9 protein-coding genes are annotated in these 12,162 nt (G+C 72.5%); all 9 read left to right on the forward strand.

The features are described from left to right. The first annotated feature begins 2 nt into the window (after positions 1-2). A complete protein-coding gene (locus ABZ570_RS19450) occupies positions 3-809 on the forward strand; it encodes a c-type cytochrome (RefSeq protein WP_358065107.1) in 807 nt (268 codons plus the stop codon). Beyond that, entirely contained in the window at positions 806-1,669 is an 864-nt protein-coding gene (locus ABZ570_RS19455; RefSeq protein WP_358065110.1) for a Rieske 2Fe-2S domain-containing protein, read from the forward strand. The genes ABZ570_RS19450 and ABZ570_RS19455 overlap by 4 nt, the downstream gene beginning before the upstream one ends. Beyond that, positions 1,666-3,447, forward strand: coding sequence for a ubiquinol-cytochrome c reductase cytochrome b subunit (locus ABZ570_RS19460; protein ID WP_358065113.1), 1,782 nt, complete (start codon positions 1,666-1,668; stop codon positions 3,445-3,447). Before ABZ570_RS19455 ends, ABZ570_RS19460 begins: the two co-directional genes overlap by 4 nt. After that, positions 3,444-3,923, forward strand: a complete 480-nt coding sequence (locus ABZ570_RS19465; protein WP_358065116.1) for a YetF domain-containing protein — start codon at positions 3,444-3,446, stop codon at positions 3,921-3,923. Before ABZ570_RS19460 ends, ABZ570_RS19465 begins: the two co-directional genes overlap by 4 nt. Positions 3,924-3,984: 61 nt before the next feature. Then, a complete protein-coding gene (locus tag ABZ570_RS19470; RefSeq protein ID WP_358065119.1) occupies positions 3,985-5,493 on the forward strand; it encodes a cation:proton antiporter in 1,509 nt (502 codons plus the stop codon). A 105-nt stretch (positions 5,494-5,598) separates the two neighbouring features. Continuing rightward, positions 5,599-6,729, forward strand: coding sequence for an enolase C-terminal domain-like protein (locus ABZ570_RS19475; protein ID WP_358065122.1), 1,131 nt, complete (start codon positions 5,599-5,601; stop codon positions 6,727-6,729). Between the two features lie 95 nt (positions 6,730-6,824). Beyond that, positions 6,825-7,025, forward strand: a complete 201-nt coding sequence (locus tag ABZ570_RS19480; RefSeq protein ID WP_358065125.1) for a hypothetical protein — start codon at positions 6,825-6,827, stop codon at positions 7,023-7,025. A 225-nt stretch (positions 7,026-7,250) separates the two neighbouring features. Continuing rightward, positions 7,251-9,017: a thiamine pyrophosphate-dependent enzyme gene (locus ABZ570_RS19485; RefSeq protein ID WP_358065128.1), complete on the forward strand. Its 1,767-nt coding sequence runs from the start codon at positions 7,251-7,253 to the stop codon at positions 9,015-9,017. Continuing rightward, positions 9,014-12,162, forward strand: a 3,149-nt coding sequence (locus ABZ570_RS19490; RefSeq protein ID WP_358065131.1) for an FAD-binding and (Fe-S)-binding domain-containing protein, incomplete at its 3' end; no start/stop codon positions are given. The genes ABZ570_RS19485 and ABZ570_RS19490, both read left to right, overlap by 4 nt.

Genomic DNA, 12,162 nt, shown 5'->3' on the forward strand with positions numbered 1-12,162 from the left:
CGATGCGGCGTACCCGACCAAGGACCTGGCTGCCTGCCGCGCACCCGCACCGGGCGCTCGCGGCGGGGGCGGTGCTGCTGCTCGCCGCCGGCCCCGCGGCGCTCGTCCCCGCGCCGACCCCCACCGCGAGCCCCGGCCCGACCCCCACCGCGGCCGCCGGCCCCGCCGGGCCGCGTGACCGGGGCAGCCAGCTCTACCTGGCGAGCTGCGCGAGTTGTCACGGCCCGCAGGGGCAGGGCACCCAGCAGGGACCATCGTTGATCGACGTCGGCGCGGCCTCGGTGGACTTCCAGGTCTCCACCGGACGGATGCCGTTGACGCACGTGGAGCAGGAGGCCCGGCGCGGGAAGCCGGCCTTCTCGGCCGAGGACATCGCGGCCCTGGTCGACCACGTGTCGAGCTTCGGCGGCGGGCCGCAGATCCCGCGGGTCGCGCCCGGGAACCTCAACTCGGGCCGGGAGCTGTTCGCGGCGAACTGCGCGCCCTGCCACGCGACGACCGGCGCCGGCGCGGTGCTGACCAACGGGTGGATCGCGCCACCGGTGTACGACGCCACGCCCGTCCAGGTCGCCGAGGCGATCCGGGTCGGCCCCGGGCTGATGCCGGTCTTCCCGAGCCAGGTGCTCAGCGACGCGCAGGTGAACGACCTGACCACCTACGTGGAGCGGCTGCGCAGCGAACGGCTGGACCGGGGCGGCAACCCGCTCGGGCGGCTGGGCCCGCTCGCCGAGGGGCTGGTGGGCTGGCTGGTGGCGTTGGTGGCGCTGGTGGGTGCCATCCGGTGGCTGGGCCGGAGGGCGGGGCAGTGAGCGCCCGGCGTCCTTCGCCGGCCGAGCGGGCCGCCGGCCGTCGCATCGTCACCGCGTTCCTGGCGAGCACGGCCGGGGCAATTGGCTTCGCGGTGGTGTACGCCCTCAACGCCGGTCCTCAGTGGGAGGGGGTCTGCCTGGCGGTGGCCTTCGCCGGGCTGGCCGTGGGGCTGGCGCAGTGGGGGCGGCACCTCGTCCCCGTCGGCGGGTCCGTCGAGGAGCACGAGGGCTTCACCCCGCCGCCGGACGAGCAGGCGATGACGGCGGCGGTGCTCACCGCCCCGGACAGCCCGATCCGGCGGCGCGGCCTGCTGGCGGCTCTCGGACTGGCGGTGGCCGCGCTCGGCGTCGCGGTGCTGTTCCCGGTGCGCTCGCTGCTGCCCTGGAACCGCCGGAGCCCGGCCCAGGAGTTCTCGAGCACCCCGTGGGGCCCGGGCGTCCGGCTGGTCGACGAGCAGGGTCGCCCGCTGCGCCCCGAGGACGTGCCGGCGAACACCCTGGTCGGGGTGTTCCCCGAGGGCGCCGTCGACTCCGGGGACGGCCCCGCCTTCGCGGTCCGGCTGGACCCGGAACGCTTCATCCGGCCACCCTCCGGCGGTCACCTCGGCGGTCTGGTGGTCTGGTCGCTGCTCTGCACCCATGCCGGCTGCCCGGTCCGGCTGTACCTGAAGGGCACCGGGCGGCTGCTGTGCCCCTGCCACCAGTCCTCCTTCGACCTGCTGGCCGACGCCCGCCCGGTGGCCGGCCCGGCCGCGCGACCGCTGCCCGGCCTGCCGTTCGAGGTCGGCCCGGACGGCTTCCTGCGCGCCACCGGCGACTTCACCGCCCCACCCGGCGCCGGCTTCTGGAGGCGGCAGTGATCATCGATCGGCTGGCTCGGGCGTTGGACGACCGGCTGCGGCTGTCCCCGATCACCCGGCGCGCGCTGGCGAAGGTCTTCCCCGACCACTGGACGTTCATGCTGGGCGAGATCGCGCTCTACTCGTTCGTGGCGTTGATCCTGACCGGCGTCTACCTCACCTTCTTCTTCGACGCCAGCTCCGCCGACCGCGTCTACCGCGGCGACTACGCGCCGCTGGACGGCGCCACCACCTCCGCCGCGTACGCCTCGGCGGTCCGGTTGAGCTGGGACGTGCGGGCCGGGCTGCTGATCCGCCAGACCCACCACTGGGCGGCGCTGCTCTTCGTCGCGGCGATCCTGCTGCACCTGTGCCGGATCTTCTTCACCGGGGCGTTCCGCAAACCGCGCGAACTGAACTGGCTGATCGGCGTCACCATGCTCGCCCTCGCCCTGGCCAACGGCTTCACCGGCTACTCCATGCCCGACGACCTGCTCTCCGGCCTGGGCCTGCGGATCATCGTCTCGGTGGTGGAGTCGATCCCCCTGGTCGGGACGTGGCTGGTCGCGCTGGGCCTCGGCGGCGAGTTCCCCTCCGACTACCTGATCCCGCGGATGTTCATCACGCACGTGCTGCTGGTGCCCGCCCTGCTGGTCGCCCTCGTGTCGCTGCACCTGGGCATCCTCGTCCGGCAGAAGCACAGCCAGTTCCCGAGCCCGGGGCGGACCGAGCACAACGTGGTCGGGTCCCGCCTGTGGCCGAGCTACACGCTGCGCACGCTCGCCCTGTTCGCCTGGGTGTTGGCGGTGCTGTTCGCCCTCGGCGGCCTGGTGCAGATCAACCCGATCTGGCTCTACGGCCCGTTCGAACCGTCCCAGTCCACCTCGCCGGCCCAGCCCGACTGGTACGTCGCCTGGGGCGACGGGGCGCTGCGACTCTTCCCGCCGTGGGAGTTCCGGATCGCCGGGTACCTCGTGCCGGCCCCGTTCTTCCCGGGCGTGGTGCTCGGCGCGTTCACCTTCCTCGCCCTCTACGCCTGGCCGTTCTTCGAACGCCTGTGCACCCGGGACCGCCGGCCGCACCAGCTGCTCGACCGCCCCCGGGACCACCCGGTCCGGCTGGGTGTGGGCGTGGGCGCGTTGACGTTCTTCGTGGTGCTCGTGGTCGCCGCCGGGGACGACATCCTCGCCCGGCTGCTGCGGGTGCCCGTCTACGACCTGCTCGACCTGTTCCGGGTGCTGGCGCTCGTGCTGCCCGTCCTGACCGGGCTGGCCGCCTACCTGATCGCCCGGGCGTTGCGCCGCGGCGACGCGGCCAGCTTCGGCGAGCTGACCCGGGCGGACCTGCGGCGCTCCGCCGGTCCCGCCCCGGCGCCCCGCGCGGAGGAGGGCGGAGTCGAGACACCCGCCCGGGACCGGCCGGGGGAGCGGGTCGAGTTGTGGCCGGAGGGCGGGCTGTGGCGGTGGCGCTACCGCGACGAGGCGGAACGCGTCGTCCTCACCACCAACCGCGCCGTACGCTCCGAGGAGGAGGCCGTGGAGGCGTCCCGGCTCGCGTACCCCGGGGTCGATCGGGTGGTGGTGCCCGGCCCGCCGCCGCCCCCGCCGCCCGGCCGGCTGCGCACCGCACTGCGGCGCTGGGGCCGCGCCGCCGCCGCCGGATCGCTGCTGGTCGGCCTCTTCGCCGACCGCCGCCGGCGCGGCCAGCGCGACGGCGACCGCGGGCCGCAGCCGCCGGCTCCGGCCGAACCCGGGTCGCCGCCGGCAGACGAGGCCGCCACGCCGGGTGGACGGCCGTGAAGGCGCTGATCGGGCATCCGCCCGAGCTGGTCTGGGTCGGGATCAAGGCGGTGCTGCTCTACGTCACCGCCGTGGTCGGCTTCCGGATCAGCCGCCGCCGCACGGTGGGCGACGTGTCCCCGTACGACTTCGTGGCCGCCGTCGCGGTCGGCGCGATCGTCGGCCGGCTGCCCAGCGCGGCCGACGCCAGCTACCTGGCCGGCCTGGTCACCCTGCTGGCGATCCTCCTGTTGCACGCCCTGCTCACCCGGGTCCGGTTCACCCGGCTGGGCCGTCGCCTGGTCGACCACCCACCCCGGGTGCTGGTGGCACACGGTGAGGTCCTTCATGACCAGCTGCGCGGCGCCGGGCTCACCCGTACCGATCTCGACGCGCTGCTGCGCGGGCACGGGGTGACCGACCCGGGCGCGATCGACTTCGCGGTGCTGGAGCAGCAGGGCCGGTTGTCGATCGTGGCCCGGGTACCGGCCCGATGACGGGCTCGGCGCGCTTCGTCGCGGCTGGCCGGCCGCCGGAGCCCGTTGCTCGGTGATGTCCATGACGGTCTCGCAGACAGAGATCGGCTTCGCGTCTTTCGTGGCGGTGAGCTCCCTCGTTGCCATCGCAGCTGTGCTGTCCAACCGGTTGACCGTGTGGCTGCGGATACCCGCGCCAGCACTCTTCCTGCTCGCCGCCGCCGTGGTGTCGGCAGTGCTCCCGCAGGTCGATCGGCTTTCCCTGTTCTCCGTGCGGCACCTGGTGACCGTCGCACTGATACTCGTGCTCTTCGACGGTGGCATGAGTATCGGCTGGAGTAAGTTCCGTCCCGCGCTCGGCCCGATCGTGCTGCTCGGGGTCGTCGGCACGCTGCTGACCGCGGCGGTCATGGCTGTCTCGATCCATTATCTGTTTGGCGTGGGATGGCTGTCCGCGCTGCTGGTGGGAACAGCCCTGGCCCCTACGGACCCGGCAGCGGTGTTCTCGGTGCTCGACCGCCGGGAGGTGGTCGGCCGAAGCGGCATCATCCTGCAGGGTGAGGCCGGCGCGAACGACCCGGTCGGTGTCGCTCTGATGGTGGGGCTGCTCTCTGCCGGGTCCTCGGGCCTGTTCACGGCCGGGACAACGGCGGGTGGGTTCGCCCTGCAGATGGTGGTGGGTGGGCTGGTGGGCCTGCTCGGCGGAGGGCTGATGCTGCTGATGATGCGACGAGTCGTCCTGCCCAGCGAGGGGCTCTACCCGTTGCAGGTGCTGTTCGCCGCCCTGTCCGTGTACGGGCTGGCCACCCTCGCCCGGGGGTCCGGCTTCCTCGCGGTGTTCGTGGCCGGGATCATGCTCGGGGACGCGCGGGCGCCGTTCAAGCGGGAGATCCGGCGATTTCACGGGGCGCTCGCCAGCTTCGGCGAAATTCTGGCGTTCAGCCTCCTTGGGCTGGTGGTTCCGCTGCGTACGGTGATCGCGCAGGGCACCTGGGTGGTCGGCCTGGCGCTCGCCGTGTTGCTGACCTTCGTTGTCCGTCCGCTGATCATCGGCGGGTTGTTGACGGCGGTGCGGCTGCGGTGGGGCGAGCGGATCTTCATCGTGTGGTCCGGTCTCAAGGGCGCCATGCCGATCCTGCTCGGCACGTTCATCCTCACGTCGCAGGTCACACAGGAGGTGCGATTCTTCGATCTGATCTTCATCGTGGTGGCCTTCTCCGTTCTGGTGCAGGGCAGTTTGGTGCCGGTCGTCGCGCGGTGGTGCCGGGTGCCAACCCGAACGGTGCCGCTCAAACCCTGGGTCGTGGGCATCCGCCTCGAACAGGAGCCACCCGGGATGCATTGCTTCACCGTGCACGAGGGGGCGCCGGCTGAAGGGCGTCCGCTGCACGACCTCAGCCGGGACGAGGGCGTCTGGATCAGCCTGGTCGCCCGCGACGGCGAGCAGATCCTCGCCGACGGCCAGACCGTGCTGCGGGCCGGAGACGAGGTTCTTGTCGCCAGTACGGACGTTCGGCGACCCGACATCGAGAGGATTTTCGAGGGCACGCGAGGCACGGCCGCTGCTGAAGGAGCTGGCGGTGGAGATTGACGAGAGCCGCTCTGCACAGGTCCGTGCCCCTACTGCGGGTTTCGGAGCCGCTTCGACGGGTATCGGGCCCCCCTTGGAGCGGGAGCGCGTGCCGAGGGTGGTGACATGGACAACCGGCCGGAGGTAGCCGTCGATGGCGTCGACGTGCATGCCTTCACGGTGCCTACCGACGGTCCGGACGGCATCGAGCAGGACGGCACGGCGACCTGGAGTTCGACGACCATGATCCTGGTGCGGGCACACGGCGGCGGCGTGACCGGGCTGGGTTACACGTACGGCGACGTCTCCGTCGCACGGTTCGTGGAGTCGAAGTTGGCGCCGGTGGTCCGGGGCGCGGACGCGTTCACGCCGGCCATGACGTGGCAGGCGATGTCCTCCGCGATCCGCAACTCGGGCCGGCCCGGGGTCGGCGCGATGGCGGTGTCCTGCGTCGACATCGCGTTGTGGGATCTGCGCGCCCGCCTGATCGGGCAACCGTTGTTCCGGACGCTACCGGCCAGCCACGACCAGGTGCCGGTCTACGGCAGTGGCGGCTTCACCAACTACCCGCTCCCGCGGCTGGTCGAGCAACTGACCGGGTGGGTCGACCAGGGCATCGACCGGGTGAAGATGAAGACGTCCCGCGATCCCGACCAGGACCCGCGCCGGCTGGCGGCCGCGCGCGAGGCCATCGGCGACGGGCCGTGCCTGTTCACGGACGCCAACGGCGCGCTGACCGGCAAGCAGGCCCTGGCCTGGGCGTACCGGTTCCACGACGAGTGGGGTGTGTCGTGGTTCGAGGAGCCGGTCAGCTCGGCCGACTTCGACGGGTTGCGGCTGGTCCGCGAGTGCGGGCCGCCCGGCCTGGACGTGGCCGCCGGCGAGTACGGCTATGTGCTGCGTGACTTCACCAACCTGATCGAGCGCCGGGCGGTGGACTGCCTGCAGGCCGACGTGACCCGCTGCGGCGGGATCACCGGGCTGCTGGAGATCGCCGGTCTCGCGGCCGGCCATTTCCTGGACCTGTCCGCGCACTGCGCGCCCGCGGTGTCCGCGCATGCGTTCTGCGCCGTCCCGAGGTGTCGTCACCTCGAGTACTTCCATGATCATGTCCGGGTCGAGCGCATGCTCTTCGACGGTGTGCTGTCGCCTGTCGACGGCGCCCTGCGGCCGGATCCATCGCGATCCGGACTGGGACTTGAGGTGCGGTGGTCGGACGCCGAACCGTACCGGGTTCACGGTCGCCCAGTCGGTTGACCGCTTGGTGGACTGGCCGGGCCGGTCCGGGGTGGACGCGGCGGGCGTTTCTCGGGATCGCCGGACATCGACTCAGCAAAGGAAGGGAGCCCGGTATGAGTCACCCCGAGGACGTCTCGCACGAGCCGGACCGCACCCCGCTGAAGCCCCCGTCTGCCCCACGCGGCGGGTCCAAGCCGTCCCCGCCGGCAGCCGGCCCGCAGGGCACCGTGCCGGAGGCCGACCGGGCGACCTACGAAACGGCAAACCAGAACCCCAGCCCAGTCCCGGACGAGCCGCTGCCGCCGCAGGACTGACTCCTCGACGACGGGTCGGCCCGCTTGGGCGGGTTCGCGGGAGCTGTGCAGCGGCTCACCCGATCGGTTTGCCCCCGGATCGGAGGTTTGCCGGCTAAGTGCGCGGGTAGCCGCGATATCGGGATGGGCCGGCGACTGGCCCGGACGTCCGACGGCCGGCTTCGCCCGTCGCCTCCGCCCCGGCGACCGACGGGCAGCGGGGTAGGCCAGATCAGGAGGCGTGAGGTGCAGGAGATCGTAGGCGACAGCCTGGCCCGACGACTGGTGGAGTGGGGCGTCGACACCGTCTTCGGCCTGCCCGGTGACGGTATCAACGGGCTGATGGAGGGCTTCCGCCGGCAGCGGGAGAAGTTGAAGTTCGTGCTGGTGCACCACGAGGAGGCGGCGGCCTTCATGGCCACCGGCTACGCCAAGGCCACCGGCCGGATCGGCGTCTGCGCCGCCACCTCCGGCCCGGGCGCCATCCACCTGCTCAACGGGCTGTACGACGCCAAGCTCGACCATGTGCCGGTGCTGGCCATCACCGGCATGCAGGAGACCTCGGTGCTCGGCTCGCACTACCAGCAGGAGGTGCACACCCAGCTGCTCTACCAGGACGTGGCGGCCTACAACCTGATGGTCACCAACCCGCAGCAGGTGCCCGGGGTGGTCGACATCGCCATCCGTCACGCCCTGGCCATGCGGACGGTGGCCCACCTGACCTTCCCCAACGACGTGCAGGTGGCCGCGGCCGGCGAGGACCCGTACCGCCACGTCAGCCCGGGTACGCCGCCGATGAGCAGCCCCGTCGCGTCGCAGCCGGCGGTGCCGGCGGCGCAGGCCGACCTGGCCCGCGCGGCGGAGGTGCTCAACGCCGGCAAGAAGGTGGCCATGCTGGTCGGCGTGGGCGCCCGGCACGCCCGCGACGAGATCATCGCGGTGGCGGAGGCGCTGGCGAGCCCGATCGTCAAGACGCTGTCGGGCAAGATGGTGGTGCCCGACGACCACCCGCTCACCACCGGCGGCCTCGGCCTGCTCGGCACCAGGCCGAGCGAGGAGCTGATGGAGGAGTGCGACACCCTGCTGATGGTCGGCACCTCCTTCCCGTACGGGAAGTACCTGCCGAAGCCGGGGCAGGCCCGGGTGGTGCAGATCGACATCGACTCCAGCCTGCTCGGCCTGCGGCTGCCGCTGGACGCGGCGGTCACCGCCGACGCCCGGCTGGCGTTGCAGCAACTGCTGCCGATGCTCCAGCCCCGGTCGGACCGGGCCTTCCTGACCAAGTACCAGCGGGAGCGGGACGCGTGGCGATCGGACATGGTCGCCCTGCAGGACCCGTCCCGCGACCCGATCGCCCCGCAGTACCTGATCAGCTGCGTCGACGAGGCGGCCACCTCCGACGCGATCCTGACCTGCGACTCCGGCACCATCGCCACCTGGGCGGCCCGGCACTGGACCATCCGCGGCAACCGGGAGTTCTACCTGTCGGGAAACCTGGCCACCATGGCGCCGGGTCTGCCGTACGCGGTCGCCATGCAGCACGCGTTCCCGGGGCGGCAGGTGATCGCCTTCGTCGGTGACGGCGGGTTCGCCATGTTGATGGCCGAGTTCCTCACCGCCGTACGGCACGAGCTGCCGATCAAGGTGATCATCAACAACAACAACGCGTACGGGCAGATCCTCTGGGAGCAGATCATCCTCGGTTATCCCGAGTACGCGGTGCGGCACCGGCAGCCGGAGGCGGACTTCGGCGCCTGGGCCCGGGCCTGCGGCGGCTACGGCGTCAAGGTCACCGATCCGAAGGCGTTGCCCGGGGCGATCCGGGAGGCCCTCGCCCACCCGGGTCCGGCACTGGTCGACTGCGACGTCAACCCGAACGAGCCGCCGATGCCCGGCAAGGTCCGTTACGAGCAGGCGAAGCACTTCACCGAGGCGTTCCTGCGCGGCCAGCCGCACAAGGCGGCCACCGTGGCGACCGTCGCCCGCGACAAGATCAACGAGCTGCGATCATGACCCGGGTCACGGCTCCTCCGGTCGCGCTGCCCGACCCGGTGACCCGGGCACCCGCGCCCGCCACCGGCGTGGACCTCGACGCCCTGGCCGCACAGTTGCGTCCGGTGGTCGACGGCGAGGTGCGGTTCGACGCCGGCTCGCGCGGTGCCTACTCCACCGACGGCTCCAACTACCGGCAGATTCCGCTCGGTGTGGTCGTGCCGCGCACCGTCGAGGCCGCCGTCGCCACGATCGCGGTGTGCCGCCGGATGAGCGTTCCCGTGCTCTCCCGGGGTGGCGGCACGAGCCTGGCCGGCGAGTGCACCAACACCGCCGTCGTGATCGACTGGTCGAAGTACTGCAACCGGCTGCTCGAGGTGGACGCCGAGGCGAAGACCTGCCTGGTGGAGCCGGGCATCGTGCTCGACACGCTCAACGAGTTGCTGGCCCCGTACCAGTTGGAGTTCGGCCCACGGCCGGCGACCCACAACCACTGCACGATCGGCGGGATGATCGGCAACAACTCCTGCGGGTCGACGGCGCAGCGTACCGGCAAGACGGTCGACAACCTCGTCGAGATGGAGGTGCTGCTCTACGACGGCACCCGGATGTGGGTCGGCGAGACCAGCGACGAGGAGTACGCCGAGATCCAGCGCCGAGGTGGCCGCCGGGCCGAGATCTACCGCCAGCTGCGGGCACTGCGGGACGAGTACCTGAGTGACATCCGTACCCGCTACCCGGACATCCCGCGACGGGTCTCCGGCTACAACCTGGACAGCCTCCTGCCCGAGAAGAACTTTCACGTGGCGCAGGCGCTGGTCGGCTCCGAGAGCACCCTGGTCACCGTGCTGCGGGCCCGGCTGAAGCTGGTTCCGGTGGTCCCGGCCAAGGCGATGGTCTGGCTCGGCTACCCGGACATCGCCGCCGCGGCCGACGACGTGAAGCACATCCTGCCGCACCACCCGATCGCGCTCGAGGGGATCGACGACAAGCTGATCAACTTCGAGAAGCGCAAGCACCTGCACCCCGCCGCCCTGCACCTGCTGCCAGCGGGTGGCGGCTGGCTGGTGGTCGAGATGGGCGGCAACACCCTGGAGGAGGCGGAGGACGCCGTCGTGCGGATGCTGCACGCGTTGCGGCGCGACGGCGGGCCGACCGTGCACCGCTTCGACGACGAGGCCCACGAGGAACAGATGTGGCAGGTCCGCGAGTCCGGCCTCGGCGCGACCGCCCGGGTGCCGGGCGAGGCCGACACCTGGGAGGGCTGGGAGGACTCGGCGGTCCCGCCGGAGCGGCTGGGCGACTACCTACGGGACCTCGATCGCCTCTTCCGCGAGTACGGCTACGAGCAGGCGTCGCTGTACGGGCACTTCGGGCAGGGGTGTGTGCACACCCGGATCCCGTTCCGGCTGGCCACCGCCGACGGCGTACGGCAGTTCCGCTCGTTCATCGAGCGGGCCGCGGACCTGGTGGTCTCGTACGGCGGCTCCTTCTCCGGCGAGCACGGCGACGGGCAGTCCCGGGGCGAGCTGCTGCCGAAGATGTTCGGCGACCGGCTGATCCGCGCGTTCGGGCAGTTCAAGGCGATCTTCGATCCGGACAACCGGATGAACCCCGGCAAGGTGGTCGCTCCCTACCCGCTGGACAGCCACCTCCGGCTCGGCGTCGACTACAACCACGGCGAGGTGGTGACCCACTTCCGCTACCCCGACGACTCCGGCAGCTTCGGCCGGGCCGTGCTGCGCTGCGTCGGCGTGGGCAAGTGCCGGCGGCAGCACGGCGGGGTGATGTGCCCGTCGTACATGGCCACCCGGGAGGAGGAGCACTCGACGCGGGGCCGGGCCCGGCTGCTGTTCGAGATGCTCGACGGCACCGCCCGGGGCGGGGTCATCGGCGACGGCTGGCGCTCCGACGCCGTCCGGGACGCCCTCGACCTCTGCCTGGCCTGCAAGGGCTGCAAGCGGGACTGCCCGGTCAACGTCGACATGGCCACCTACAAGGCGGAGTTCCTGTCCCACCACTACGCCGGCCGGCTGCGCCCGCGGGCGCACTACTCGATGGGCTGGCTGCCGGTGGCGGCCGCGCTGGCCGCAACCGCGCCCCGGGCGGTCAACGCGCTGGCGCGGGCTCCCGGGCTGAGCCAGCTCGCCAAGGCCGTCGGCGGGGTCGACCAGCGGCGCGACATCCCGCTCTTCGCCCCGGAGCCGTTCCAGCGCTGGTTCGCCCGTCGCACGCCCCACGGGGACGGCTCCCGCGGCGAGGTCCTGCTCTGGCCGGACACCTTCACCAACCGCTTCCATCCCGCCATCGGGCAGGCCGCGGTCGAGGTGCTGGAGGCGGCCGGCTGGCGGGTACGCGTGCCGGAACGGCCGGTCTGTTGCGGCCTGACCTGGATCTCCACCGGCCAGCTCGGCATCGCCAAGCGGGTGCTCCAGCGGACGGTGGACGTGCTGCGCCCGCACCTGCGCGCCGGCACCCGGGTGGTCGGGCTGGAGCCGAGCTGCACAGCCGTGTTCCGCAGCGACGCCCACGAACTGTTCCCCGAGGACCAGGACGTCGCCAAGCTGCACGAGCAGACGGTCACCCTGGCCGAGCTGCTGCACGACCACAGCCCGGGCTGGCGACCGCCCCGGCTGCCCGCGCACGCGCTGATCCAGACTCACTGCCACCAGCACGCGATCCTCGGCACCAGCGCCGACCAGGCGGTGCTGTCCGCCGCCGGGGTACGCCCCGACTTCCTCGACTCCGGCTGCTGCGGCCTGGCCGGCAACTTCGGCTTCGAGCAGGGGCACTACGAGGTCTCCGAGGCGTGCGCCGAACGCGTGCTGCTGCCCGCCGTACGCGACGCCGCCGACACCGACGTCATCCTCGCCGACGGCTTCAGCTGCCGTACCCAGGTCGAGCAGAGCGCGTCCGACGGCCGGCGCGCCATCCACCTGGCCGAGCTGCTCCGCGCCGGCCTGCACGGCGGATCGGTGCCGCCGCGGCCCGAGCACAGCTGGGCCCCCCGGCCCACGCCGCCCTCGCGGGCCACCCGGTGGGCCGCCACCGGGGCGGTCGGCCTGGCCGCGCTGGCCCCGGTCGCCGCGCTCGCCGCCCGGGCCGCCCGGGCCACCCCGGAGTCGATCACCGCGACGGTCACCCCGGCACCGGTCGCGAGCGGGGC

It is taken from the genome of Micromonospora sp. NPDC007271 (genome assembly GCF_040634005.1).
GTDB lineage: Bacteria > Actinomycetota > Actinomycetes > Mycobacteriales > Micromonosporaceae > Micromonospora.

Coding starts and splice junctions, on each gene's coding strand:
- ABZ570_RS19475 (WP_358065122.1), top strand. CDS start 5,599: ATGGACAACCGGCCGGAGGTAGCCGTCGATGGCGTCGACGTGCATGCC.
- ABZ570_RS19470 (WP_358065119.1), top strand. CDS start 3,985: ATGACGGTCTCGCAGACAGAGATCGGCTTCGCGTCTTTCGTGGCGGTG.
- ABZ570_RS19450 (WP_358065107.1), top strand. CDS start 3: ATGCGGCGTACCCGACCAAGGACCTGGCTGCCTGCCGCGCACCCGCAC.
- ABZ570_RS19480 (WP_358065125.1), top strand. CDS start 6,825: ATGAGTCACCCCGAGGACGTCTCGCACGAGCCGGACCGCACCCCGCTG.